Below are 24,945 nucleotides of genomic sequence, written 5' to 3'. Positions count from 1 at the left end.
CAGCCTGGCTGCGCGCTCGCAACATGAAAAGACACCATGAGCACCACCCCTGACTTCACCCTGGACGCCACCTGCAAGAGCTATCCCCTCGCCGCAGCGCCCTGCCGCGCCAGCGAGATCGCTGCACGCGGCTGGAACCTGCTGGCCGATGACCTGGCCTTCCCGCTCGCGGTGCTGAGCCGCACGGCCCTGGCGCACAACCTGGCCTGGATGCAGGACTTTGCCGCGCGCAAGGGCATCGCCCTGGCGCCGCACGGCAAGACCACCATGTCACCCGAGCTGTTCGCGCAGCAGCTGGCCGCTGGCGCCTGGGGCCTGACCTTCGCCACGGCCTTCCAGGTCGCCACGGGCGTGGAGGCGGGCGCGCGCCGCATCATCATCGCCAACCAGGTGGTCTGCGATGCCGACCTCGATGCGCTCGACGCGCTGCTGGTGCGCCACCCGGACCTCACGGTCTGGTTCCTCGTGGACTCGCTGGCGCAGCTCGCGCTGGTGGAGGACTGGAAGCAGCGCCGTGGCAGCGCCCGCGTCTTCCACGTGCTGCTGGAGATGGGCATCCCCGGCCAGCGCACCGGCTGCCGCACGCTGGACGAGGCCCTGGCCCTGGCGCGCGCGCTGGCGGCGTCGCAGGCCGTGCAGTTCGACGGCATCGAATTCTATGAGGGCGGCGTGGCACGCTGCGACAGCGAGCACGATGCACGCGAGGTGACGGCCCTGGTGCGCCGCGTGCAGGAGGTGGCGCGCGCCTGCGATGGCGAGCACCTGTTTGCCCGCGAGCGCATCCTGCTCACGGCCGGCGGCTCGGCCGTGTTCGACCTGGTGGTGCCGCTGCTGCAGGCCCAGGGCCTGTCGCGGCCGGTGGAGGGGGTGCTGCGCTCGGGCTGCTACGTGACGCACGACCATGGCAACTACCGGCGCTTCCTCCAGAACGTGGAGCAGCGCGAAGGGCTCGACGCCTCGCTGCGCCCGGCCCTCACGGTCTGGGCCATGGTGCAGTCGGTGCCCGAGCCCGGCCTGGCCCTGCTGACCTGCGGGCGCCGCGACATCTCCTACGACCTGGAGATGCCCATCCCCGTGCAACTGGCGCGGCGCGGTGAGCGCACGGCCGTGGATGCGCCTGCGGGCTGGAGCGTGAGCGCACTCAACGACCAGCATGCCTACCTGCGTTTCGACGCTGCCGCGGGCGACGCCGGCACGCCGCGTGTGGGCGACCGCGTTGCACTGGGCATTTCGCACCCCTGCACCACCTTCGACAAGTGGCGCTGGATGCCGCTGGTGGAAGACGATGGCGCCGTGACCGGTGCCATCCACACGCGCTTCTGATGCGGAGCCGCGCATGAACACCAGCAGCCTGCCCACCTCCCTGCCCCCCAGCCCGGCGCCCGGGCTGCTGCAGCAGCTGCGCGAGCGCCAGGACAGCCTGCCCGAGGCCCAGCGCAGCGTGGTGCGCGCCGTGCTCGAAGACCCACGCGCCGCCGTGGCGGCCACGGTGGAGCAGCTGGCGCAGCAGGCAGGGGTGTCCATGCCCACCATCGTTCGCACCTGCCGCAGCTTCGGCTACGACTCGGTGCGCGAGTTCATGCTGGCGCTGGCGCAGGACCTGGCGGTCTCGGGCTCCTACCTGCACCGCAGCGTGCTGGCCGAGGACACCGCGCAGGACGTCTCGAGCAAGATCATCCATGCCGCCGTCTCCTCGCTGACCGAGCTGGGCCGGCGCATCGATGTGGACGTGATCGACCAGGTGGCGGCCAAGCTGGCGAAGGCGCGACGCATCGACTGCTATTCGGTCGGCGCGGCCTCGACCTTCACGGCCAGCGAGCTGCAGAGCCGATTGTTCCGCCTGGGCCTCACGGCCAACGCGATCTTTGACGCGCACCAGCAACTGGTGTCGGCCAGCACGCTGGGCCCCGAGGGCGTGGCCTTCGTGGTCTCGCATGTGGGGCGCATGCCCTACACGGTGGAGGCGGCCAAGTTCGCGCGCTCGCAGGGCGCCACCGTGGTGGCCCTGACCCAGCCGGGCACGCCGCTGGCCGAAACCGCCGATCTGGTGCTGGCCGTCTCGGTGCCCCAGGACGCAGTGATGCGCGTGGGCACCGAGGCCTACCTGGCCCACCTGGTGGTGATCGAGATCCTCATGGTGCGCCTGGCGCAGCAGCTGGGGCCGGTCGCCACGCGCGGGCTGCAGCAGTTCAAGCAGCTTTTGCACAAACACGGGTTCGACAGCGCCGAATACTCCGGCGCCATGGACCACGGCCCGGGCATGCACAAGCCGGGCCAGAAAGACCATTGATGGCAGCGACGCAAGCGACTCTTCTGAAGAACGGAACCCTCATCGACGGCACCGACCGCCCCGGGTGGGTGGGCGACCTGCTGCTGGCAGGCGAGCGCATCGTGGCGCTGGCCGCCCCAGGCGGCATCGACCGCAGCCTGTTCGACGGCATGGTGCTGGAGACCGTGGACTGCACGGACCGCGTGATCGCCCCCGGCTTCATCGATGTGCACACCCACGACGATGCCGCAGCCATCGACGCGCCCGACATGTTGCCCAAGCTCTCGCAGGGCGTGACCACGGTGATCGTGGGCAACTGCGGCATCTCGCTGGCACCCATGGTGACCGACACGCCTGCGGCGCCGCTGTCGCTGCTGGGCACGCGCCAGTTCCGCCATGCCGGCATGGCCGATTACGCACGCGCCGTGGACGCGGCCCAGCCCGGCGTGAACGTGGCGGCGCTGCTGGGCCACACCGCCCTGCGCATGCGCCACCTGGGCGACCTGGGGCAGGCCGCCTCGGCCAGCGAGCGCGCCGCCATGGCCGCCGACATGCAGGAGGCCATGGACGCAGGCGCGCTGGGCCTGTCGTCGGGCGTGTTCTACAAGGAGGCCTATGCGGCCGACCTCACGGAGCTGACGGAGCTGGCCAGCGTGGCCGCGCGCAATGGCGGCGTCTATGCCACCCACATCCGCGACGAGCTGGCCGGCATCCTGCCCGCGCTGCAGGAAGCGGCCCAGACAGCGCGCCAGGCCGGGCTGCCGCTGGTGCTCTCGCACCACAAGTGCGCCGGGGCCTCGAACTGGGGCCGCACGCGCGAAACCCTGCCGCTGATCGAGTCGCTGGCCCAGGGCCAGCCCATCAGCCTGGACGTGTACCCCTACACCGCAGGTTCCACGGTGCTGCGCACCGACCTGGTGGATGGTGTGATCGACATCCTCATCACCGGCAGCCAGCCCCACCCGGAGATGGTGGGCCGCTACCTCAAGGACATCGCGCGCGAATGGGGCATGACCGAGCAGGCGGCCTGTGACCGGCTGCAGCCCGGCGGGGCCTGCTACTTCCAGATGCGCGAGGACGATGTGGAGCGCGTGATTGCACACCCGCTGGCCATGATCGGATCGGACGGGCTGCCGCACGACGAGCGCCCGCACCCCCGGCTGTGGGGCGCCTTCCCGCGCGTGCTGGCCTGCTACTGGCGCGAGAAGGGCCTGCTGCGGCTGGAGGAAGCCATCCACAAGATGACGGGCCTGTCGGCACAGCGCTTTCGCATCGGCGAGCGGGGCCGCCTGGCCCCGGGCCTCATGGCCGATGTGGTGGTATTCGACCCGGCGCGCGTGCGCGATACCGCAAGCTACGAACAGCCCGTGCAGTTCAGCGAAGGGATCGAGCGCGTGTGGGTGAACGGGGTGCTGAGCTACACCGCCGATGGCCGCGCCACCGGGGCGCGGGCCGGGCGCTTCATCCGCCGGCAGGCCACCCTGCCCGCCTGAAGTAGAACACCCCCTGAGGCGCTTCGCGCCTTCCCCCTCTCTCTCCTCGCTGCGCGAGTCGGGAGGGGGACGCCCCCAGTGCACGCAAGCGAAGCGCCGCATCTGCGGCTTGGCGGCCCTTGCGCGGGGGCGTTGGCGTGGGCCGCGCCAGTTTCACGCGTCGCGGGTGGTGCGCAGTGCAATGCACCGCTGATACGGACTAGCCCAAAGCGGGCTTTGCAGCCATTGCAAAGCCACTTCCTGCCGGGCGCCGTGTCCGGAAACCGGGCCGAAAACTACAGTGGAGGCACCTACCAAGGCAATCACTGACAAGGAGTTTTCCATGCCCATCATCAACGTCAAAGTCTCGGCCGAACGCTCGGCCGCCCTGTCGCAGCGCATCTCGGACACACTGCTCGATCTGACCACCCGCATCCTGGGCAAGAACCCCAAGATCACGGCCGTGACCGTGTCCTATGTGCACCCCGAGGACTGGATCGTGGGCGGCAGCAGCCTGGCCGCTCAAGGCAAGCGCAGCGTCTACCTCGATATCAAGGTCGTGGACGAGACCAACACCAAGGCCGAGAAGGCGCGCTACATCGCCGAGGTGTTCGCGGCGTTCCAGGGCCTGTTGGGCGAGCTGCACGAGGAAAGCTACATCTATGTGCAGGACGTGCGCGCCACGGCCTATGGCTATGGCGGCAAGACCCAGGAATTCCGGCACCAGCATCCCCAGTGAGACTGCCGGCGCCCAAGACAAAAAAGCCCACTCAAAAGTGGGCTTTTTGCAATATTGGTTGCGCGAGGAGGATTTGAACCTCCGACCTTTGGGTTATGAGCCCAACGAGCTACCAGACTGCTCCATCGCGCGGCAAGATTGAATTATATACCTTATTCAGCGGCTGCAGCCGAAGAATTTTCAGTTTTTTCTTCAGCACGGTCGACCAATTCAACCAGTGCCATGGGCGCGTTGTCGCCAACACGGAAGCCCATCTTCAGGATACGGGTGTAGCCACCGGGACGCGCATTGAAGCGGGGGCCCAGGTCGTTGAACAGCTTGGTCACGCTGTCGCGGTCGCGCAGGCGGTTGAAGGCCAGGCGGCGGTTGGCGACGGTGTCGACCTTGGCCAGGGTGATCATGGGCTCGACCACGCGGCGCAGTTCCTTGGCCTTGGGGACGGTGGTCTTGATGGCCTCGTGCTCGATGAGCGAGTTCATCATGTTCTGCAGCATCGCGAGGCGGTGCGAGCTGGTGCGGTTGAGTTTGCGGAGGCCGTGTCCGTGGCGCATGGTGCTTTCCTTCTACTGTCTGTGTAATTAAATCGGCCAGCCGTGTCAGGTACTGTCCGAGGCACTGTTCCTTGCGCAGAAATGAATCCTGCTTCAGGAACGAAAAGTCCCCCTCGCGGGGGACCCAAAACCGGGCTCCCCGTTTTCCGGGGAACTCGGGATTATAACGTTTGTTTAACGCTTGTCCAGGCCTGCTGGTGGCCAGTTCTCGAGCTTCATGCCCAGCGTGAGGCCACGCGAGGCGAGCACTTCCTTGATTTCGTTGAGCGACTTGCGGCCCAGGTTAGGCGTCTTGAGCAGCTCGTTCTCGGTGCGCTGGATCAGGTCACCGATGTAGTAGATGTTCTCGGCCTTCAGGCAGTTGGCGGAGCGCACGGTCAGTTCCAGCTCGTCCACTGGGCGCAGCAGGATAGGATCGAACGTGGCATTGCCGCGTGGGCCTGCGGGTGCGTCGAACGCAGCCAGCTCGCCACCTTCCAGCTGTGCGAACACGGCCAGCTGCTCCACCAGGATCTTGGCCGATGCGCGCACGGCGTCTTCGGCCGTGATGGCGCCATTGGTCTCGATCTCGACGACCAGCTTGTCCAGGTCGGTGCGCTGTTCCACACGGGCGCTTTCCACGGTGTAGCTCACGCGCTTCACGGGGGAGAACGATGCGTCCAGCACGATGCGGCCGATCGACTTGGTCGATTCGTCGGCATAGCGGCGCAGGTTGCCCGGCACGTAGCCACGGCCCTTTTCCACCTTGATCTGCATGTCCAGCTTGCCGCCTTGCGACAGCGTGGCGATCACGTGGTCGGGGTTGACGATCTCGACGTCGTGGGGCGTCTGGATGTCGCGCGCGGTCACCACGCCTTCACCATCCTTGCGCAGGCTCAGCGTGACTTCGTCACGGTTGTGCAGCTTGAACACCACGCCCTTGAGGTTCAGAAGAATGTTGACCACATCTTCCTGGACACCGTCGATGGACGAGTACTCGTGCAGAACGCCTGCAATGGTGACTTCCGTCGCTGCGTAACCCACCATGGACGAGAGCAGGACGCGCCGAATGGCGTTGCCCAGCGTGTGGCCGTAACCACGCTCGAACGGCTCCAGCGCGACCTTGGCACGGTTGTGGCCAAGCTGCTCGACATTGATCGCCTTGGGTTTCAGCAAATTGGTTTGCATTCAGACTTCCTCTCAATACCCCCAGCTCGTTACACCGGTAAGGCTGGTGAAGCGCCTAAACCGCGATGCCTCGCGGTTCAGGTACGGTTTTTTCGAAATGTGATTCGAACTAGCGATTAGCGCGAGTACAACTCAACGATCAGCGATTCGTTGATGTCGGCACCGAACTCGTCGCGGTCAGGCACCTTCTTGAACACGCCTTCTGCCTTGTCGGCATTGACGTCCACCCAGGCAGGCATGCCGACTTGGGCTGCCAGTTGCAGGGCTTCGACGATGCGGTTCTGCTTCTTGGACTTTTCGCGCACGGCCACGACATCGCCGACCTTGACCAGGTACGAGGGGATGTTGACCGATTGGCCGTTCACGGTGATGGCGCGGTGCGACACCAGCTGGCGGGCTTCTGCACGCGTGGAGCCGAAGCCCATGCGGTACACGACGTTGTCCAGGCGCGATTCCAGCAGGAACAGCAGGTTGGCGCCAGTGTTGCCCTTGCGGCCGTCAGCGGCTTCGAAGTAGCGGCGGAACTGCTTTTCCAGGATGCCGTACATGCGCTTGACCTTCTGCTTTTCGCGCAACTGCAGGCCGTAGTCGGAGGTACGGGCACCGGAGGTGCGGCCGTGCTGACCGGGCTTGGAGTCGAACTTGCACTTGTCCGCAATGGAGCGACGGGCGCTCTTGAGGAACAGGTCGGTGCCTTCACGGCGGGAGAGTTTGGCCTTGGGGCCGAGGTAACGTGCCACTTGAACTTCCTTTATGTCATCTACCGCAAACCAGTGCGGGAGCCGCCTGTGTCGCTCTCGCGTACGCAGGCGGCGGTGGGCTTGTGAAAATTAGATACGACGGCGCTTTTGAGGGCGGCAGCCGTTGTGCGGGACGGGCGTCACGTCGGAGATCGACGTGATGCGGATGCCCAGGGCACCCAGTGCACGCACCGAGGATTCGCGACCAGGACCTGGGCCCTTGATCTCGACGTCCAGGTTCTTGATGCCTTGGTCGATGGCGGCGCGGCCAGCCACTTCCGAAGCCACCTGGGCTGCGAAAGGCGTGGACTTGCGCGAGCCCTTGAAGCCTTGGCCACCCGACGAGGCCCACGACAGGGCATTGCCCTGGCGGTCCGTGATCGTGATGATCGTGTTGTTGAACGAAGCATGCACGTGGGCAATGCCGTCCGACACGTTCTTGCGAACCTTCTTGCGAACGCGCTGTGCTGCGTTATTGGCTGGAGACTTGGCCATATTGATCTTTCAATCTCTTTATTTCTTCAGTGCAGCAGCACCCTTGCGCGGGCCCTTGCGGGTGCGTGCATTGGTACGGGTACGCTGACCACGCATCGGCAGACCACGACGATGGCGGAAACCACGGTAGCAGCCAATGTCCATCAAGCGCTTGATGTTCATGGTGGTTTCGCGGCGCAGGTCACCTTCGATGGTGAATTGCTCGATCTGCTCGCGAATCTTTTCCAGGTCGCTGTCCGTCAGATCCTTGATCTTCTTGGAGTAAGCGATGCCGGTGGCTTCGCAAATCTTGCGAGCGCGTGTGCGACCGATCCCATAAATGGAGGTCAAACCGATTTCCGCATGCTTGTGGGGCGGAATGTTGATGCCAGCGATACGTGCCATATGCGTCCTCTAATACTTTCCAATCAACCCTGGCGCTGCTTGTGACGCAGATCCGTGCAGATCACGCGCACCACACCCTTGCGGCGGATGATCTTGCAGTTGCGGCAGATTTTTTTGACCGAAGCCGAAACTCTCATTGCAATTCTCCTAAAACTTTTCCATCCGTCCCGGCCTGTCTTGCACGGAACACAATCTTTGTGCCCGCTACAAAATCGTGGGGCGCCAACCAACTCAAACCTTGCTTCCAGAGCCCAGGCGCATTGTGCACCCGGACCCTGTCGAACCCATCAACCGCCCTGATTGCCCTTGAAGTTGGCTTTCTTGAGCAGCGATTCGTACTGTTGCGACATCATGTAGTTCTGCACCTGGGCCATGAAGTCCATGGTGACCACCACAATGATCAACAGCGAAGTTCCACCAAAGTAAAACGGTACGTTGTACTTCAGGATCAAGAACTCGGGCAGCAGGCAGACGAAGGTGATGTAGATCGCCCCCGCCAGTGTCAGTCGCACAAGAATCTTGTCGATATAGCGGGCCGTCTGTTCACCAGGACGGATCCCGGGAATGAACGCACCGCTCTTCTTCAGGTTGTCTGCCGTCTCACGGCTGTTGAAGACCAGCGCCGTGTAGAAGAAGCAGAAGAAGATGATCGCAGCAGCATAGAACATCACATACACCGGCTGACCAGGCGTCAGGGCCGCAGAGATGTCGCGCAACCAGCGCATCGACTCCCCGGCACTGAACCAGTTCACCACGGTGGCTGGCAGCAGGATGATGGACGAAGCGAAGATGGGAGGAATCACACCTGCCATGTTCAGCTTCAAGGGCAGGTGGGACGATTGACCACCATAGACCTTGTTACCCACCTGCCGGCGCGCATAGTTCACGAGGATCTTGCGCTGGCCACGTTCCACATACACCACGAAGTAGGTCACCGCAGCAACCACCAGCACGATGAAGATGGCGGCGAGGATGCTCATCGCACCCGTGCGCACCAGCTCCAGCAGGCCACCGATGGAGCTTGGCAGGCCGGCCGCGATACCTGCAAAAATCAGGATCGAGATGCCGTTGCCAAGACCACGTTCAGTGATCTGCTCGCCGAGCCACATCAGGAACATGGTGCCGGCCGTGAGGCTGACCATGGCCGTGATGCGGAAACCCATGCCGGGGCTGAGCACCAGGCCGGCCGAGCTTTCCAGTGCCACGGCGATGCCGAGCGACTGGAAGATGGCCAGGCCCAGCGTGCCGTAGCGCGTGTACTGGGTGATCTTCCGGCGGCCGGCTTCGCCTTCCTTCTTGAGCTGCTCAAATGTCGGGACCACGTAGGTCATCAGCTGCATGATGATCGATGCCGAGATGTACGGCATGATCCCCAGTGCAAAGACGGTGAAGCGCGAGAGCGCACCACCCGAGAACATGTTGAACAGGTTCAGGATGCCGCCTTGCTGGCCGCTGAACAGCTGCTGCAACTGGGCTGGGTCGATGCCGGGCACGGGGATATGCGCCCCGATGCGGTAAACGACCAGCGCGAGCAACAGAAAAACCAGGCGGCGACGCAGGTCGCCGAACTTGCCGGTCTTTGCAATTTGAGCTGCGCTAGTAGCCACAGGTACCTTCTTTCAGAACCAAAATCAGGCCAGGCTGCCGCCGGCAGCTTCGATAGCTGCCTTGGCACCCGCAGTAGCGCCCACGCCCGTCAGCTTGACAGCCTTGGACAGAGCACCGCTCTTGATGACCTTCACCACCTTGGCCAGCTCGCCGATCAGGCCGGCTTGCTTCAGAGCAAGCATGTCCACTTCAGCCAGGCCCAGCTTGTCCAGGTCGGACAGCGTGACTTCGGCGTTGAACTTGAGCGACTGCGACTTGAAGCCACGCTTGGGCAGACGGCGTTGCAGAGGCATTTGACCGCCTTCGAAACCCACCTTGTGGTAGCCACCCGAGCGGGACTTCTGGCCCTTGTGACCACGGCCAGCGGTCTTGCCCAGGCCGGAGCCGATACCACGGCCTACGCGGCGCTTGGCATGCTTGGCGCCGTCTGCGGGCTTGATGCTATTGAGTTCCATGATCTATCTCTCAGACGATTTTGACCAGGTAGCTGATCTTGTTAATCATGCCGCGCACTTCGGGCGAGTCCTTCAACTCGCTGACGCTGTTCAGCTTGCGCAGACCCAGGCCACGGACGGTGGCGCGGTGCGATTCCTTGGTGCCGATAGGGCTGCGCACCAGTTGAATCTTGACGGTTTGTTGCGTAGTCATTACAGCTCCAATCAGGCGAAGATGTCTTCGACCGTTTTGCCGCGCTTGGCTGCCACTTGTGCGGGCGTGGTGGAGTTCACCAGCGCGTCGAACGTGGCGCGGACCATGTTGTAGGGGTTGGACGAACCATGGCTCTTGGCCACGATGTCGGTCACACCCAGCACTTCGAAGACGGCGCGCATCGGGCCGCCGGCGATGATACCGGTACCCTTGGGGGCGGGAGCCATCATCACGACGGCAGCGCCGTGGTGACCCGTCACGTTGTGGTGGATCGTGCCGTTCTTGAGCGACACCTTCACCATGTTGCGGCGGGCTTCTTCCATTGCCTTTTGCACGGCAGCAGGCACTTCCTTGGACTTGCCCTTGCCCATGCCCACGCGGCCATCACCGTCGCCGACCACAGTCAGTGCAGCGAAGCCGAGGATACGGCCGCCCTTCACGACTTTGGTCACGCGGTTGACCGCGATCATTTTTTCGCGCAGACCGTCGTCACGACCTTCGTCTTGCACCTTGGGTTGAAATTTAGCCATTTTGTATTCCGTTCCGCTTAGAACTGCAGACCCGCTTCGCGGGCTGCATCGGCCAGGGCCTTGACGCGACCGTGGTAGGCAAAGCCCGAGCGGTCGAACGCAACCTTCTCGACACCGGCTGCCTTCGCCTTTTCAGCGATGCGCTTGCCGATGGCCGTGGCAGCGGCGGCATTGCCACCCTTGCCAGAGCCGCCGAGTTCCTTGCGGACGTCGGCTTCTGCGGTGGAGGCACTTGCCAGCACCTTGCTGCCGTCGCCGGAGATGACGCTGGCGTAGATGTGGAGGTTCGTACGGTTCACGGTCAGACGGGCAACGCCTTGCTGGGCAATGCGGATGCGGGTCTGGCGTGCACGACGAAGACGCTGCTCTTTCTTGGTCAACATGCTGCAGCTCCTTACTTCTTCTTGGTCTCTTTGATCGTGATCTTCTCGTCCGCATAGCGGATGCCCTTGCCCTTGTAGGGCTCGGGTGGACGAACAGCACGGATCTCAGCGGCAATTTGGCCAACACGTTGGCGGTCGGCACCCTTGATCACCACTTCCGTGGGCGTGGGGGTGGCCACCGTGATGCCAGCAGGCATCTCGATGTTGACGGGGTGCGAATAACCGACAGCCAGGTTGAGCTTGGCGCCGGATGCGGCGGCCTTGTAGCCCACGCCGATCAGCGTCAGCTTCTTCTCGAAGCCCTTGCTCACGCCCACAACCATGTTGTTGACGAGTTGGCGGATCGTGCCGCTCATGGCATTGGCTTCGCGGGAGTCGTTGACGGGCTCGAAGCTGAGCTTGCCGTCCTTGTTCGACACCTTCACCAGCACGTTCTGCGCCAGCGACAGGGAACCACCAGAACCCTTGACGGAGATCTGGTCATCTTTGATCGACACATCCACGCCAGCGGGGATGGTCACGGGCATTTTTCCTACTCGGGACATTTCAGTTTTCTCCTCAATGCCGCGGGTTAGGCCACGTAGCACAGCACTTCGCCACCGACACCGGTTGCGCGCGCCTTGCGGTCGGTCATCACGCCCTTGGGCGTCGTGACGATTGCCACACCCAGACCGTTCATGACTTGTGGAATGGAATCATGGCCCTTGTACACACGCAGGCCGGGGCGGCTGACGCGCTCGATGCGCTCGATCACCGGACGACCAGCGTAATACTTCAGGGCGATTTCGAGTTCGGACTTACCGGATTCGGTCTTGACCTGGAATCCGTCGATATAACCCTCGTCCTTCAGCACCTGGGCGATGGCAACCTTCACCTTGGAAGAAGGCACCAGCACCGTGGCCTTGGAGACCATCTGTGCATTGCGGATGCGGGTCAGCAAGTCAGCGATAGGATCACTCATGCTCATGTTGTAATTCTCCTGCCTGCTTACCAGCTGGCCTTGGTGACACCGGGGATGTCGCCTGCAAAAGCCAGTTCACGGATCTTGGCGCGGGCCAGACCGAATTGACGGAAGGTACCGCGTGGGCGACCGGTGATTTCGCAACGGTTGCGCTGGCGCGTGGGGTTCGCGTTGCGGGGGAGCTTCTGCAGACCCAGGCGGGCTGCATCACGCTCTTCGTCGCTGCGCTTGGCGTCACCGGCGATCGCCTTCAGTTCCGCATACTTCGTTGCGTACTTGGCGGCCAGTTTTTCGCGCTTCAGTTCGCGCTGGATCAAAGCTACTTTAGCCATACCCTGCCTCAGTTCTTGAACGGGAAACGGAAACCGGCGAGAAGCGCCTTGGCTTCTTCATCGGACTTGGCCGTCGTGGTGATGCTGATGTTGAGACCGCGCAGTGCGTCGACCTTGTCGTACTCGATCTCAGGGAAAATGATCTGTTCCTTGACACCGATGTTGTAGTTGCCACGGCCGTCGAAGGCGCGGCCAGAGATACCACGGAAGTCACGCACGCGGGGCAGAGCCACGGTCACGAAACGGTCCAGGAACTCATACATCTGCACGCCGCGCAGCGTGACCATGCAACCGATGGCCTGGCCTTCGCGGATCTTGAAACCGGCGATAGCCTTCTTGGCCTTGGTCACCACGGGCTTCTGACCAGCGATCTTGGTCAGGTCAGCCACGGCGTTGTCCATCACCTTCTTGTCCGACACGGCTTCGCTCACACCCATGTTGAGCGTGATCTTGGTCAGACGGGGAACCTGCATGGGCGAGGTGTAGCCGAACTGCTTGGTCAGTTCGGGAGCGATCTTGTCGCGGTAGATTTCTTGGAGTCGTGCCATGTTTACCCCTTAGGCCGCCTTGATTTCGGCGCCGCTGGACTTGAACACGCGAACGCGCGTGCCGTCAGCCTGCACCTTGATGCCCACGCGGTCAGCCTTGCCGGTGGCCGCATTGAAGATGGCAACATTGGACTGGTGGATAGGCATGGCCTTTTCCACGATGCCGCCCGTCGTACCCTTCATGGGGTTCGGCTTGGCGTGCTTCTTGACCAGGTTGATGCCGTCGATGACGAGGTGGGAGTCATCCTTGCGCAGCGAAACGGTGCCGCGCTTGCCCTTGTCGCGCCCGGTCAGCACGATGACTTCGTCGCCCTTGCGAATCTTGTTCATGGCGAGTCCTTAGAGAACTTCAGGAGCCAGGGACACGATCTTCATGAACTTCTCGGTACGCAGTTCACGCGTCACGGGTCCAAAGATGCGGGTGCCGATAGGCTCCAACTTTGCATTCAGCAACACTGCAGCGTTGCCATCGAATTTGACGAGCGAGCCGTCGCCGCGGCGAATGCCCTTCGCCGTACGCACCACCACTGCGCTGTAGACCTCGCCCTTTTTGACGCGGCCGCGCGGAGCAGCTTCTTTGATGCTCACTTTGATGATGTCGCCAACGCTTGCATAGCGACGCTTCGAGCCACCCAGCACCTTGATGCAAAGGACGGACTTGGCGCCGGTATTGTCGGCAACCTCTAACCGAGATTCTGTCTGGATCATTTCAATATTCCCAACTTGCACCAGAAGACCAGGGCCCCAGAGAACTTCTCAAGGGCTGCCAATCAGCCAGTCAGTCTTGGGCCCGTCGTCCGCACCGCAAACCATTTGCAGCACTTCCCGCTGGGCAGAAACTTCACGCAGGAAACGCGAAGCCCTCGATTATTGCAAAGGGGAAACCCGAAGTCAAGTGCCTATCACATCGGCGCGTGCAGATACTGCTCGGCGAGTGACAAAAATGCATCCAGTTGCGGATCGGTGCCCAGTTCCTCCTGCAGGAGGGCAGCGACCCGGGGAGCGCAGGCGATGGCCTGGCGGGCGTCCAGGAACAGCATGCGCGAGCGGCGTGCCAGCACATCTTCGACCGTGCAGGCGTATTCATGGCGTGCGGCAAAACGCACCATGGCCTCGCTCAGGCCGCCTCCCAGTTCCACACCGCCCCCTGGCAGCGCCTGCACGGCGCCCGCCTCGGCCCCGTAGGAGTGCAGGCCCTGGGCGTCGCTGATGCGGTGGCGCACGGGCTCGCCAGGTGTGCCCACCAGGGGCAGCTGGTTGGTGACTCCGGCGGCCTTTTCCGGCAGCAGGCCCACGGTGAAGCATTTTTGCAACACATCCTCGGCCATGGCCCGGTAGGTGGTCCATTTGCCACCAGTCACCGTCACCAGGCCGCTCTTGCTGGCCAGCACGGTGTGCTCGCGGCTGATCTTCTTGGTGTTGTCGCCATCGTCGTCCTGCGGCTTGACCAGGGGGCGCAGGCCCACCCAGATGCTGCGGATGTCCGCCGCCTTGGGCGCGCGGGTGAGGTAGCGGGCGGCCTCGTCAAGGATGAAGGCCACCTCTTCCTTGAAGGCCTGGGGCTCGCGCACCACGTCCTGGCGCGGGCTGTCCGTGGTCCCCAGGATCAGCTTGCCCAGCCAGGGCACGGCAAACAGCACCCGGCCATCGGCCGTCTTGGGCACCATGAGGGCATGGTCGGAGGGCAGGAATTCGCGGTCCACCACGATGTGCACCCCCTGGCTGGGCGCCACGATGGGTTTGACCGGGCGGCCGATGGCCTCGCCATCCATCTGGCGCAGGGCATCGACCCAAACGCCTGTGGCATTGACCACGGCCTTGGCGCGCACCGTGAACTGGCGGCCGCTGGCGCTGTCTTCACAGACGAAGCCGGCCACCTTGCCGTTTTCATGGACCAGCGAGGTCGCGGGGCAGTAGTTGACCAGCAGCGCGCCCCTGGCAGCGGCCGTGCGGGCCAGCGCCAAGGCCAGGCGGGCGTCGTCGAACTGGCCGTCCCAGTATTTCACGCCGCCCTTGAGCCCGTCCTGGCGGGCATTGGGCAGGCACTGCAGGGTCTTGGCACGGCCCAGGAACTGGGTGGCCCCCAGGCCCGCCTTGCCGGCCAGGGCGTCGTACATCTTCAGGCCCATGCCGTAGAACGGCGTCTCCCAGACCTTGTAGGAGGGCATCACAAAGGCCAGGGGCTGGGCCAGGTGGGGGGCGTTGTTGAGCAGCGTGGTGCGCTCGTGCAGGGCCTCGCGCACCAGCGCGATGTTGCCCTGGGCCAGGTAGCGCACCCCCCCGTGCACCAGTTTGGTGGCACGCGAGGAGGTTCCCTTGGCGAAATCGTGCGAATCGACCAGCACCACGCTGAAGCCCCGGGCCGCCGCATCGAGCGCCACGCCCAGGCCCGTCGCACCGCCTCCGATCACGGCCAGATCGTACTGGCGGGGTTCGGCAAGGCGGTCGAGGAGGTCGGAGCGCCGCGTGGGCAGGGGGGAAGAAACGTGGGTCATAGGTAGCGATTGTCCACAGGCACGGGGTTGAGCCCAGGGTTAACCCTTAAATTCTTGACACCTGCGGAGCGGGATTGGCCTTGTGGACCGCCCGCCGCCGCAGGTTCGGGGGAGAGAAACGGAGGCCGGCACCCTCCCCTCATCTATCTATATATAGAGAGAGAGGGGGCCGGCCTCCCCAGGCCGGCGGCCGCTCAGCGCGCCTTGCCGTCCTTCCAGGCCTGCAGCAGCTTGTCGTAGGCAATGGTTTCGCCCTTGGGCTTCTCATTGGCCAGCTTGGCCCAGGGGGCCTGCTTGTCGCTCAGCCACTTGGTGGGCGCGCTCTTGGGGTTGAGCTTGGGCGCGCACTTGGCCATGCCGGCGCGCTCCAGGCGGGCCATCACCTGGTCCATCTCGTCGGCGAGGGTGTCCATGGCGCCCTGGGGCGTCTTCTCACCCGTGACCGCCTGGGCCACGTTCTTCCACCACAGCTGGGCCAGCTTGGGGTAGTCGGGCACGTTGGTGCCGGTGGGCGACCAGGCCACGCGGGCGGGGCTGCGGTAGAACTCCACCAGGCCGCCGAGCTTGGGCGCAGCGTCCGTCATGGCCTTGGACTGGATGTCGCTTTCGCGGATCGGGGTCAGGCCCACCAGGGTCTTCTTGAGCGAGGTGGTCTTGGCCGTCACGAACTGGGCGTACAGCCAGGCCGCTGCCGTCTTGTTGGCATCGTGGTCCTTGAAGAAGGTCCAGGAGCCCACGTCCTGGTAGCCGTTCTGCATGCCCTGCTTCCAGTAGGGACCGTTCGGGCCGGGGGCCATGCGCCACTTGGGCGTGCCGTCGGCGTTCACCACGGGCAGGCCGGGCTTGGTCATGTCGGCCGTGAAGGCGGTGTACCAGAAGATCTGCTGCGCGATCTGGCCCTGGGCAGGCACGGGGCCGGCTTCGCCGAAGGTCATGCCCGTGGCTTCCTTGGGCGCGTACTTCTTCATCCAGTCCACGTACTTGGTCAGCGCATAGACGGCGGCAGGCGAGTTGGTCGCACCGCCACGGGCCACCGAGGCGCCCACGGGCGTGCACTTGTCATCGGCCACGCGGATGCCCCATTCGTCGATCGGCAGGCCGTTGGGCGCGCCGATGTCGGCGGTGCCGGCCATGGACAGCCAGGCATCGGTGAAGCGCCAGCCCAGCGAGGGGTCCTTCTTGCCGTAGTCCATGTGGCCATAGATCGGCTTGCCGTCGATGTTCTTCACATCGTTGGTGAAGAACTCGGCGATGTCCTCATAGGCGCTCCAGTTCAGCGGCACGCCCAGGTCGTAGCCGTACTTGGCCTTGAACTTGTCCTTGATGTCCTTGCGGTCGAACAGGTCGGCGCGGAACCAGTACAGGTTGGCGAACTGCTGATCGGGCAACTGGTAGAGCTTGCCATCGGGCGCCGTGGTGAACTTGGTGCCGATGAAGTCCTTGAGGTCCAGGCCCGGGTTGGTGTATTCCTTGCCCGCGCCGCCCATGTAGTCGGTCAGGCTCATGACCTTGCCATAGCGGTAGTGGGTACCGATCAGGTCCGAGTCCGAGATCCAGCCGTCATAGATCGACTTGCCCGACTGCATGGAGGTCTGCAGCTTTTCGACCACATCGCCTTCCTGGATCAGGTCGTGCTTGACCTTGATGCCCGTGATTTCCTCGAAGGCCTTGGCCAGGGTCTTGGATTCGTATTCGTGGGTGGTGATGGTCTCGGAGACCACGGAGATCTCCTTGACGCCCTTGCCCTGGAGCTTCTTGGCAGCGTCGATGAACCACTTCATCTCGGCCATCTGCTGGTCCTTGCTCAGCGTGGAGGGCTGGAACTCGCTGTCGATCCACTTCTTGGCCTCGGCCTCGCCGGCCATGGCCGACTGCCCGGCCAGAACCGCTACCGCCAATGCCAGCGCTGTATACCGCGTCTTCATAGTGCCTGTCTCCTCATAGTCACTCCCCTTTGGATGCACATGGGTCGCCCGGCTCCGGGGAAGGGTTGAGCCGTGCAACGGGAACTGTGGGATGCGCGCGCGTCAGCCTTTGCGCATGATCAGGGCGAGCAGCAGCATGGACAGCACAAAGCTGTACCAGACCGACGGGTCCGCACCCAGCTCGAACCACTGCGCGAGCTTGCCGCTCACCCCCACGAAGATCAGGTTCACGTAGGCCGCCGTCAGCAGCCCGATGAACAGGCGGTCGCCGCGCGTGGTCTCCAGGGGCAGGAAACCCTTGCGCAGGGTGGTGGGGGACTTCGCCTCCCACACCGCCATGCCCACCAGCATCAGCACGATGCACGTGAAGAACACTGCCACGGGCAGGGTCCAGGCCATCCACTCGAACATGTCGATCTCTCCTTACACCCGGCCCATCGCGAAACCCTTCGCGATGTAGTGCCGCACAAACCAGATCACGATGGCGCCCGGCACGATGGTGAGCACGCCGGCCGCAGCCAGCGTGGCCCAGTCCATGCCCGAGGCACTCACGGTGCGCGTCATGGTGGCCACGATGGGCTTGGCGTTCACGCTGGTCAGCGTGCGCGCCAGCAGCAGTTCCACCCAGCTGAACATGAAGCAGAAAAACGCTGCCACGCCCACGCCGGCCTTGATGAGCGGCAGGAAGATGGTCACGAAGAAGCGCGGGAAGCTGTAACCATCGATGTAGGCCGTCTCGTCGATCTCGCGCGGGATGCCGCTCATGAAACCTTCCAGGATCCACACCGCCAGCGGCACGTTGAACAACAGGTGCGCCAGCGCCACGGCGATGTGCGTGTCCATCAGGCCCACGGTGGTGTACAGCTGGAAGAAGGGCAGCAGGAACACCGCCGGCGGCGTCATGCGGTTGGTCAGCAGCCAGAAGAACACATGCTTGTCGCCCATGAACTGGTAGCGCGAGAAGGCATAGGCCGCGGGCAGCGCCACAGTGAGCGAGATCACCGTGTTGATGCCCACGTAGATCAGGCTGTTGATGTAGCCCGAGTACCAGGACTCATCGGTGAAGATCGTCTTGTAGTTGTCCCAGGTGAAATGCTGCGGGAAGAACGAGAACGTGGAGAGGATCTCCGCGTTCGTCTTGAAGCTCATGTTGACCATCCAGTAGATAGGCAGCACGGCGAACACCAGGTAGGCCGCCAGGAACAGCGACCGCTTGTGAAAGCGCTTTTCATTCATGGCCGGCCCCTTCGTTGCTGGCGGTGCCCACGCGCTGCATCCAGTTGTAGAGGATGAAGCACAAGAGCAGGATGATGAAGAAATAGATCAGCGAGAACGCTGCGGCGGGGCCCAGATCGAACTGGCCCACGGCCTTGGTCGTCAGGTACTGGCTCAGGAAGGTGGTGGCGTTGCCCGGCCCGCCGCCCGTGAGCACGAAGGGCTCGGTGTAGATCATGAAGCTGTCCATGAAGCGCAGCAGCACGGCGATCATGAGCACGCCGCGCATCTTGGGCAGCTGGATGTAGCGGAACACCGCAAACTTGCTGGCGCCGTCGATGCGGGCGGCCTGGTAGTAGGCATCGGGGATGGAGCGCAGGCCGGCAAAGGCCAGCAGCGCCACCAGCGGCGTCCAGTGCCAAACGTCCATCAGCAGCACCGTGAGCCAGGCCTGCGTGGCATTGCCGGTGTAGCTGTACTCGATGCCCATCACCTCCAGCATGCGGCCCATGAGCCCGATGTCGGCCCGGCCGTAGATCTGCCAGATGGTGCCCACCACGTTCCAGGGAATGAGCAGCGACAGTGCCACCACGACGAGCACGGCAGAAGACTTCCAGCCCTGCGCGGGCATGGACAGCGCCAGCATGATGCCCAGCGGGATCTCCACCGCCAGCACGGCCAGCGAGAAGCTGATCTGGCGCCACAGGGCGGCGTGCAGCTCCTCGTCGCGCATCACGGCGGCAAACCACTCGGTGCCGACGAATACGCGCCGCTCGGGCGAGATGATGTCCTGCACCGAGTAGTTGACCACGGTCATCAGGGGCAGGATGGCCGAGAAGGCCACGCACAGGATCACTGGCAGGATCAGGAACCAGGCCTTCTGGTTCACGGGCTTGGTCGTGGCGCTCATGCCAGCAACTCCTCATTTTGGTAAAAGCAGGTGTGGCTGCCCAGCACCTGGAGCCAGACCGTGTCGCCGGCCGAGGGCAGGCGCGTTTCGGGGGCAAAGCGCGCCTTGAGCGTGTGCTCGCCGACCTTGGCCGTGAGCATCAGGTAGGTGCCGATGTCCTGCACCTGCACCACCGTGCAGGGCAGCGCGCCAGCCTCTTCGGGCTGCGCCAGGGCCAGGTACTCGGGGCGCACGCCGACCTGCAGCGCGCCCTCGGGCAGGGCACGCGCGGCTGGCAGCGCCAGGCGGTGGCCGGCGACCGAGAGGGCCGCCGCGGCGCTCTGGGCGGGCAGGAAGTTCATGCCCGGCGAGCCGATGAAGTGCCCCACGAAGACATGCGCCGGGCGCTCGAACAGCGCATCGGCCGAGCCCACCTGCACGGCACGGCCGCGCGTCATGACCACCACCTGGTCGGCGAAGGTCAGCGCCTCGACCTGGTCGTGCGTCACGTAGATCAGGGTCAGCTTGAGCTCGTGGTGGATCTGCTTGAGCTTGCGCCGCAGCTGCCACTTGAGGTGCGGGTCGATCACCGTGAGCGGTTCGTCGAACAGCACGGCCGCCACGTCGGAGCGCACCAGGCCACGGCCCAGCGAGATCTTCTGCTTGGCATCGGCCGCCAGGCCCGCGGCGCGCTGGTTGAGCTGGCCGCTCATCTCCAGCATCTCGGCGATGGCGCCCACGCGCTGCTTGATCTGGTCTTCGGGCACCTTGCGGTTGCGCAGCGGGAAGGCCAGGTTCTCGGCCACCGTCATGGTGTCGTAGATCACGGGGAACTGGAACACCTGGGCGATGTTGCGCTCCTGCGGGCTGGCGCGCGTCACGTCGCGGCCATCGAACAGCACCTTGCCATGCGAGGGCACGAGCAGGCCCGACATGATGTTGAGCATGGTCGTCTTGCCGCAGCCCGAGGGGCCGAGCAGCGCATAGGCGCCACCGTCCTCGAACTCCATCTTGAGCGGCAACAGGGCGTAGTCGCTGTCCTGCTGCGGGTTGGGCTTGTACGAGTGCGCCAGGTCCAGGCTGATGCGTGCCATCTCAACGCCCTCCCAGGCGCGCGGGCGCCCATACCAGCCGGCCATCGGCACCGAAGACATAGGCCTGCGCCGGGTCCAGGTGCAGCGCCAGGGACGCGCCCAGTTCAAAGTAATGCACACCGGTGAGCTGCGCCACCAGTTCGCCCCAGGGGGTGTCCACGTGTACGAAGGTGTCGGAGCCCGAGATTTCGGCCAGTTCGACCTTGCCGCTCACACTGACGTCGCCGGGACGCGCCTGCACCCGCAGGGCGCTGGCACGGATGCCCACGGTGACACCACCGGCAGAGGTGCCCTGCGGCAGCGCGATGGCGAGCGTGGCCCCACCCTGCAGTTGCACGCCTTGTGCGACCACCGTGGCGGCGACCAGGTTCATCGGCGGATCGCTGAAGGCTCGCGCCACGCGCAGCGAATTGGGCGCATGGAAGACCTCGGCCGTGGGGCCGTACTGCAGCAGCCGGCCTTCGTCGAGCACAGCCGTGTAGCCGCCCAGCAGCAGGGCTTCGCCCGGCTCCGTGGTGGCGTAGACCACGGTGGACTGGCCGGCAGCAAAGAGCTGCGTGAGCTCTTCGCGCAGTTCTTCGCGCAGCTTGTAGTCCAGGTTCACCAGGGGTTCGTCGAGCAGCATCAGCGGCGCACCCTTGGCCAGGGCCCGCGCCAGCGCCACGCGCTGCTGCTGGCCGCCCGAGAGCTCGGCCGGGTAGCGGTCCAGGAACATCTCGATGTGCAGGCGGGCCGCGATTTCGCGCACCCGGGCGTCGATGTTCTTCTCGCCGCGCAGCTTGAGCGGCGAGGCGATGTTGTCGGCCACCTTCATCGAGGGGTAGTTGATGAACTGCTGGTAGACCATGGCCACGTTGCGCTCGCGCACCGGCATGCCGGTGACGTCCGCCCCGTCGACCCGCACCGTGCCGGCCGTGGGTGCATCGAGCCCCGCCATGATGCGCATCAGGCTGGTCTTGCCCGCCTGGGTGGCGCCCAGCAGCACCGTCACCGCGCCACTGTGCAGCGCCATGCTCATGTCATGGAGCCAGGTCTGCGCCCCCACCCTCTTGCTGATGCTGTCCAGTGCCAGCTGCATCCCGCACGCCTTTCCGTTGCGCCCCCTAGAGGCCTGTTGTGCCAAACCGCCGGCGCAGGCGCGCAGCGGTCGTTTGTTTTCGATTCCTTTCATTCTTGTTCTTTTGTGATCGTTTCAAATCAAGGTTTACCCTTAATGTGTTCCTTTTTGTTCCATTTAAAGTACGGCCACCCTATTGGCTTCTTTCTTGCTGCCTTGACCGCGTGAATACGAATCCCCGACAACTCCTGCTCCTCGAAGAAGTGCGTGCGCGCAAGTCGGCCAGCGTCGAACAACTGGCCGAGACCCTGGGCGTGACCCTGCAGACGGTGCGCCGCGATGTGCAGCGCCTGGCCGAATCGGGCCTGCTCACGCGCTTCCACGGCGGGGTGCGCGTGCCCAGCTCCACGGTGGAAAACCTGGCCCACACCCAGCGCGAAACCCTGCATGCCGAAGGCAAGGCGCGCATTGCGCGCGCCGTGGCCGAACAGGTGCCCAACGACTGCTCGCTGATCCTGAACATCGGCACCACCACCGAGGCCATTGCCAAGGCGCTGCTGCACCACCGCGGCCTGCGCGTGATCACCAACAACCTGAATGTGGCCGCCATCCTGAGCGGCAACCCCGAGTGCGAGGTCATCGTGGCCGGCGGCGTGGTGCGCGCGCGCGACCGCGGCATCGTGGGCGAGGCGGCGGTGGACTTCATCCGCCAGTTCCGCGTGGACATCGCGCTCATCGGCATCTCGGGCATCGAGCCCGACGGCTCGCTGCGCGACTTCGACTACCGCGAGGTGAAGGTGGCACAGACCATCATCAAGCAGTCGCGCGAAGTCTGGCTGGCCGCCGACCAGAGCAAGTTCAACCGCCCGGCCATGGTGCAGCTGGCCACGCTGGCGCAGATCGACCGCCTGTTCACCGACGCACCACCGCCCGAGCCTTTCCCCATGCTGTTGCAGGACGCGGAAGTCCTGTGCACCGTGGCGGCCTGACCCACCCGGCAGCGCCCTGCCTGACTTATCCTTGCCCGCCATGACCTACCTGCTCGCACTCGACCAAGGCACCTCCAGCTCCCGCAGCATCGTCTTCGACGAGCAGGGCCACATCGTGGCCCTGGCCCAGCGCGAGCTGCCGCAGATCTACCCGCAGCCCGGCTGGGTGGAGCACGACCCCATGGAGATCTGGCGCACCCAGCTGGCGACGGCGCGCGAGGCGCTGGAGAAGGCGAACATCCAAGCCAGCGCCGTGCGCGCCGTGGGCATCACCAACCAGCGCGAGACCACGGTGCTGTGGAACCGCCAAACCGGCCAGCCAGTGCACCACGCCATCGTCTGGCAGGACCGCCGGGCCGAGCCAGCCTGCGCGCAACTGCGCGAGCAGGGCCATGCCGGCACCATCCAGGCCAAGACGGGGCTGCTGATCGACGCCTACTTCTCGGGCACCAAGCTGCAGTGGCTGCTGGACCATGTGCCCGGGGCGCGCGAACAGGCCGAGCGCGGCGAACTGGCCTTCGGCACGGTGGACAGTTGGCTCATGTGGCAACTGACGCATGGCGCGGTGCATGTGACGGACGTGAGCAATGCCTCGCGCACCATGCTGTTCAATGTGCACACCAACCAGTGGGACGACGAGCTGCTGGCGCTGCTGCGCATCCCCAAGGCGCTGATGCCGCAGGTGCAGCCATCGAGCTCGCACTTCTGCGATGTGGCGCCGGACCTGCTGGGCCATGCCATCCGCGTGGGCGGCGTCGCCGGCGACCAGCAGAGCGCGCTGTTCGGCCAGGCCTGCTTCAGCGCCGGCATGGCCAAGAACACCTATGGCACGGGCTGCTTCATGCTGATGCACACGGGCGGCAGCTTCCAGACCTCGCGCAACGGCCTGCTCACCACCAGCGCAGCCCAGGCCGGCGCGCAGACCGAGTTTGCGATGGAGGGCAGTGTCTTCGTGGGCGGGGCCGTGGTGCAGTGGCTGCGCGATGGCCTGCGCGCCATCTCCACCAGCGGCGAGGTCGAGTCGCTCGCGCAGAGCGTGCCCGACTCGGGCGGCGTGATGATGGTGCCGGCCTTCACCGGCCTGGGCGCACCCTACTGGAAGCCCGACGCGCGCGGCACCATCACGGGCCTGACGCGCGGCTCCACCCTGGGCCATATCGCGCGCGCCGCACTGGAGAGCATTGCCTACCAGAGCGCGTCCCTGCTGCAGGCCATGAGCCGCGATGCCGTGGCCGCCGGCGGCGCCCCCGTGAGCGAGCTGCGTGTGGACGGCGGCGCCTGCGTCAACGACCTGCTGATGCAGTTCCAGGCCGACCTGCTGGGCATCCCGGTGGTGCGGCCCGCCGTGATCGAGACCACCGCCCTGGGCGCAGCCTACCTGGCGGGCCTGTCGAGCGGCGTGTACGGCAGCACGGCCGAGCTGTCGCAGCTGTGGCGTGCCGAGCGGCGCTTTCTGCCCACCCTGGGCAAGGCACGTGCGCACGAGCTCATGGAGCGCTGGGAACGCGCGGTGCGCCAAACCACCGCAGAATGACCCGACCGGCGGCGCAGGGCGGTGCGGCTACCATCAGGGCCCCGCAGTTTGTTTCCCCCTTGTGCACACCATGAGCCAGACCACCGCCTCCCCTTCCCTCCCCGTGATCGCCTTCATCGGCGGCGGCAACATGGCCAGCGCCATCATCGGTGGCCTGGTCCGCCAGGGCCACCCGGCCAGCCAGATCGAGGTGGTCGAGCCCTGGGACCAGGCACGCGAGGCACTGCGCACGAACTACGGCATCGCAGCCCAGACCGAGGCCAGCCCCGCCCTGCAGCGCGCGCGCATCGTGGTCTGGGCCGTCAAGCCCCAGACCTTCAAGCACGCCGCCGCCCAGGCGCGTGCCCACACGCAGGGCGCCTTGCACCTGAGCGTGGCCGCCGGCATCCGCTCGGACAGCATCGCCCAGTGGCTCGCCAGCGAGCGCATCGTGCGCACCATGCCTAACACGCCCGCCCTGGTGGGCAAGGGCATGAGCGCGCTCTACGCCCGCCCCGGTGTCTCCGACGCGGAGCGCCAGAGCGTGGAAGCCATCATGGCCACCACGGGCGAGTACCTGTGGGTGGACAGCGAAAAGCAACTCGATGCCGTGACGGCGCTCTCGGGCTCGGGCCCGGCCTATGCGTTCTATTTCATGGAAGCCATGACGCGTGCCGGCGTGGCCATGGGCCTGTCGGCAGAGCAGGCCCACCGGCTGGCTGTGGGCACCTTCGTGGGCGCTTCGGAGCTGGCGCGCCGCTCGGACGAGCCGCCCGCCACGCTGCGCGAGCGCGTCACGTCCAAGGGTGGCACGACCTACGCCGCCCTGCAGTCCATGGAAAAGGACGGCGTGGGCGCCGCCTTCGAGCGCGCCATGCGTGCGGCCGAGCAGCGTGCCCACGAGCTGGGTGATGAGTTCGGGAAGTAAATCCCGGATTGCT

At 64.9% G+C, this 24,945-nt stretch carries 31 protein-coding genes and 1 tRNA gene; 7 read left to right on the top strand and 25 right to left on the bottom strand.

What is annotated here, in order from left to right; all coding sequences use genetic code 11:
• Window positions 1–36: 36 nt before the first annotated feature.
• From HNP48_RS20035 to HNP48_RS20020, 4 genes are all read left to right on the top strand, one after another.
• The gene (locus HNP48_RS20035) at window positions 37–1,323 is read left to right on the top strand and encodes an amino acid deaminase (RefSeq protein WP_184860289.1); all 1,287 of its coding nucleotides are present in this window, start codon (window positions 37–39) and stop codon (window positions 1,321–1,323) included.
• 13 nt (window positions 1,324–1,336) lie between these two features.
• The gene (locus HNP48_RS20030; RefSeq protein WP_184860287.1) at window positions 1,337–2,290 is read left to right on the top strand and encodes a MurR/RpiR family transcriptional regulator; all 954 of its coding nucleotides are present in this window, start codon (window positions 1,337–1,339) and stop codon (window positions 2,288–2,290) included.
• The gene (locus HNP48_RS20025) at window positions 2,290–3,762 is read left to right on the top strand and encodes an amidohydrolase family protein (RefSeq protein WP_184860285.1); all 1,473 of its coding nucleotides are present in this window, start codon (window positions 2,290–2,292) and stop codon (window positions 3,760–3,762) included. The genes HNP48_RS20030 and HNP48_RS20025 overlap by 1 nt, the downstream gene beginning before the upstream one ends.
• A 322-nt stretch (window positions 3,763–4,084) precedes the next feature.
• Window positions 4,085–4,480: a 4-oxalocrotonate tautomerase family protein gene (locus tag HNP48_RS20020; RefSeq protein ID WP_184860283.1), complete on the top strand. Its 396-nt coding sequence runs from the start codon at window positions 4,085–4,087 to the stop codon at window positions 4,478–4,480.
• A 55-nt stretch (window positions 4,481–4,535) separates the two neighbouring features.
• On the opposite strand, the gene HNP48_RS20015 is transcribed toward HNP48_RS20020, so the two are convergent.
• The 25 genes from HNP48_RS20015 to HNP48_RS19895 all read right to left on the bottom strand — a co-directional run bounded on the left by HNP48_RS20015 (window position 4,536) and on the right by HNP48_RS19895 (window position 21,523).
• A tRNA-Met gene (locus HNP48_RS20015) sits at window positions 4,536–4,612 on the bottom strand.
• Window positions 4,613–4,632: 20 nt separating this feature from the next.
• Window positions 4,633–5,031 (bottom strand): 50S ribosomal protein L17, encoded by a 399-nt coding sequence (gene rplQ / locus HNP48_RS20010; RefSeq protein ID WP_184860281.1) that lies wholly within the window; start codon window positions 5,029–5,031, stop codon window positions 4,633–4,635.
• A 174-nt stretch (window positions 5,032–5,205) separates the two neighbouring features.
• Window positions 5,206–6,198: a DNA-directed RNA polymerase subunit alpha gene (locus HNP48_RS20005; RefSeq protein ID WP_184860279.1), complete on the bottom strand. Its 993-nt coding sequence runs from the start codon at window positions 6,196–6,198 to the stop codon at window positions 5,206–5,208.
• A 116-nt stretch (window positions 6,199–6,314) separates the two neighbouring features.
• Window positions 6,315–6,938, bottom strand: coding sequence for a 30S ribosomal protein S4 (rpsD, locus tag HNP48_RS20000; protein WP_184860277.1), 624 nt, complete (start codon window positions 6,936–6,938; stop codon window positions 6,315–6,317).
• A gap of 90 nt (window positions 6,939–7,028) precedes the next feature.
• Window positions 7,029–7,433, bottom strand: a complete 405-nt coding sequence (gene rpsK, locus HNP48_RS19995; RefSeq protein ID WP_005793662.1) for a 30S ribosomal protein S11 — start codon at window positions 7,431–7,433, stop codon at window positions 7,029–7,031.
• Between the two features lie 18 nt (window positions 7,434–7,451).
• Entirely contained in the window at window positions 7,452–7,817 is a 366-nt protein-coding gene (rpsM, locus tag HNP48_RS19990; protein WP_184860269.1) for a 30S ribosomal protein S13, read from the bottom strand.
• A gap of 23 nt (window positions 7,818–7,840) precedes the next feature.
• Window positions 7,841–7,954 carry a 50S ribosomal protein L36 gene (rpmJ, locus tag HNP48_RS19985; protein WP_005793651.1) on the bottom strand — a complete coding sequence of 38 codons (114 nt, stop codon included), beginning with the start codon at window positions 7,952–7,954 and terminating at the stop codon, window positions 7,841–7,843.
• Between the two features lie 150 nt (window positions 7,955–8,104).
• Entirely contained in the window at window positions 8,105–9,424 is a 1,320-nt protein-coding gene (secY, locus tag HNP48_RS19980; RefSeq protein WP_184860267.1) for a preprotein translocase subunit SecY, read from the bottom strand.
• A 24-nt stretch (window positions 9,425–9,448) separates the two neighbouring features.
• Window positions 9,449–9,880, bottom strand: a complete 432-nt coding sequence (gene rplO, locus HNP48_RS19975; RefSeq protein ID WP_184860265.1) for a 50S ribosomal protein L15 — start codon at window positions 9,878–9,880, stop codon at window positions 9,449–9,451.
• A gap of 10 nt (window positions 9,881–9,890) precedes the next feature.
• A complete protein-coding gene (rpmD, locus tag HNP48_RS19970) occupies window positions 9,891–10,073 on the bottom strand; it encodes a 50S ribosomal protein L30 (protein WP_005793644.1) in 183 nt (60 codons plus the stop codon).
• An 11-nt stretch (window positions 10,074–10,084) separates the two neighbouring features.
• Window positions 10,085–10,603 carry a 30S ribosomal protein S5 gene (gene rpsE, locus HNP48_RS19965; protein ID WP_184860263.1) on the bottom strand — a complete coding sequence of 173 codons (519 nt, stop codon included), beginning with the start codon at window positions 10,601–10,603 and terminating at the stop codon, window positions 10,085–10,087.
• A gap of 17 nt (window positions 10,604–10,620) precedes the next feature.
• Window positions 10,621–10,986: a 50S ribosomal protein L18 gene (gene rplR, locus HNP48_RS19960; RefSeq protein WP_184860261.1), complete on the bottom strand. Its 366-nt coding sequence runs from the start codon at window positions 10,984–10,986 to the stop codon at window positions 10,621–10,623.
• A gap of 11 nt (window positions 10,987–10,997) precedes the next feature.
• Complete coding sequence (rplF, locus tag HNP48_RS19955) at window positions 10,998–11,531, bottom strand: 50S ribosomal protein L6 (protein ID WP_184860259.1); 534 nt, start codon at window positions 11,529–11,531, stop codon at window positions 10,998–11,000.
• 26 nt (window positions 11,532–11,557) lie between these two features.
• The gene (rpsH, locus tag HNP48_RS19950) at window positions 11,558–11,953 is read right to left on the bottom strand and encodes a 30S ribosomal protein S8 (protein WP_184860257.1); all 396 of its coding nucleotides are present in this window, start codon (window positions 11,951–11,953) and stop codon (window positions 11,558–11,560) included.
• A gap of 20 nt (window positions 11,954–11,973) precedes the next feature.
• Window positions 11,974–12,279 (bottom strand): 30S ribosomal protein S14, encoded by a 306-nt coding sequence (gene rpsN, locus HNP48_RS19945; protein ID WP_007861712.1) that lies wholly within the window; start codon window positions 12,277–12,279, stop codon window positions 11,974–11,976.
• Window positions 12,280–12,287: 8 nt separating this feature from the next.
• On the bottom strand, window positions 12,288–12,827 hold the full coding sequence (gene rplE, locus HNP48_RS19940; protein WP_005793632.1) for a 50S ribosomal protein L5: 540 nt from the start codon (window positions 12,825–12,827) through the stop codon (window positions 12,288–12,290).
• A 9-nt stretch (window positions 12,828–12,836) separates the two neighbouring features.
• Complete coding sequence (gene rplX, locus HNP48_RS19935) at window positions 12,837–13,157, bottom strand: 50S ribosomal protein L24 (protein ID WP_184860255.1); 321 nt, start codon at window positions 13,155–13,157, stop codon at window positions 12,837–12,839.
• Between the two features lie 9 nt (window positions 13,158–13,166).
• Window positions 13,167–13,535, bottom strand: a complete 369-nt coding sequence (gene rplN / locus HNP48_RS19930; RefSeq protein WP_007861702.1) for a 50S ribosomal protein L14 — start codon at window positions 13,533–13,535, stop codon at window positions 13,167–13,169.
• A 194-nt stretch (window positions 13,536–13,729) separates the two neighbouring features.
• Window positions 13,730–15,322 (bottom strand): glycerol-3-phosphate dehydrogenase/oxidase, encoded by a 1,593-nt coding sequence (locus HNP48_RS19925; protein WP_184860253.1) that lies wholly within the window; start codon window positions 15,320–15,322, stop codon window positions 13,730–13,732.
• Between the two features lie 194 nt (window positions 15,323–15,516).
• On the bottom strand, window positions 15,517–17,247 hold the full coding sequence (locus tag HNP48_RS19920) for an ABC transporter substrate-binding protein (RefSeq protein ID WP_184860251.1): 1,731 nt from the start codon (window positions 17,245–17,247) through the stop codon (window positions 15,517–15,519).
• A 102-nt stretch (window positions 17,248–17,349) separates the two neighbouring features.
• The gene (locus HNP48_RS19915) at window positions 17,350–17,658 is read right to left on the bottom strand and encodes a DUF2160 domain-containing protein (protein WP_184860249.1); all 309 of its coding nucleotides are present in this window, start codon (window positions 17,656–17,658) and stop codon (window positions 17,350–17,352) included.
• Window positions 17,659–17,670: 12 nt separating this feature from the next.
• On the bottom strand, window positions 17,671–18,483 hold the full coding sequence (locus HNP48_RS19910) for a carbohydrate ABC transporter permease (protein WP_007861697.1): 813 nt from the start codon (window positions 18,481–18,483) through the stop codon (window positions 17,671–17,673).
• Window positions 18,476–19,372 carry a carbohydrate ABC transporter permease gene (locus HNP48_RS19905; protein ID WP_184860247.1) on the bottom strand — a complete coding sequence of 299 codons (897 nt, stop codon included), beginning with the start codon at window positions 19,370–19,372 and terminating at the stop codon, window positions 18,476–18,478. Before HNP48_RS19905 ends, HNP48_RS19910 begins: the two co-directional genes overlap by 8 nt.
• Window positions 19,369–20,445 (bottom strand): ABC transporter ATP-binding protein, encoded by a 1,077-nt coding sequence (locus HNP48_RS19900; RefSeq protein ID WP_184860245.1) that lies wholly within the window; start codon window positions 20,443–20,445, stop codon window positions 19,369–19,371. The genes HNP48_RS19905 and HNP48_RS19900 overlap by 4 nt, the downstream gene beginning before the upstream one ends.
• A 1-nt stretch (window position 20,446) precedes the next feature.
• The gene (locus tag HNP48_RS19895; RefSeq protein WP_184860243.1) at window positions 20,447–21,523 is read right to left on the bottom strand and encodes an ABC transporter ATP-binding protein; all 1,077 of its coding nucleotides are present in this window, start codon (window positions 21,521–21,523) and stop codon (window positions 20,447–20,449) included.
• Window positions 21,524–21,726: 203 nt separating this feature from the next.
• On the opposite strand from HNP48_RS19895, the gene HNP48_RS19890 reads away from it, so the two are divergent.
• The 3 genes from HNP48_RS19890 to proC all read left to right on the top strand — a co-directional run bounded on the left by HNP48_RS19890 (window position 21,727) and on the right by proC (window position 24,932).
• A complete protein-coding gene (locus tag HNP48_RS19890) occupies window positions 21,727–22,491 on the top strand; it encodes a DeoR/GlpR family DNA-binding transcription regulator (protein WP_184860241.1) in 765 nt (254 codons plus the stop codon).
• Window positions 22,492–22,531: 40 nt separating this feature from the next.
• The gene (glpK, locus tag HNP48_RS19885; protein ID WP_184860239.1) at window positions 22,532–24,025 is read left to right on the top strand and encodes a glycerol kinase GlpK; all 1,494 of its coding nucleotides are present in this window, start codon (window positions 22,532–22,534) and stop codon (window positions 24,023–24,025) included.
• Between the two features lie 70 nt (window positions 24,026–24,095).
• Window positions 24,096–24,932 carry a pyrroline-5-carboxylate reductase gene (proC, locus tag HNP48_RS19880; protein WP_184860237.1) on the top strand — a complete coding sequence of 279 codons (837 nt, stop codon included), beginning with the start codon at window positions 24,096–24,098 and terminating at the stop codon, window positions 24,930–24,932.
• Window positions 24,933–24,945: the final 13 nt, after the last annotated feature.

The organism is Acidovorax soli, from assembly GCF_014207955.1.
Taxonomy (GTDB): Bacteria; Pseudomonadota; Gammaproteobacteria; order Burkholderiales; family Burkholderiaceae_C; genus Acidovorax; species Acidovorax soli_A.
Note: the sequence above shows the minus strand (reverse complement) of the source record. Positions and strands in the feature narration are given on the sequence as shown.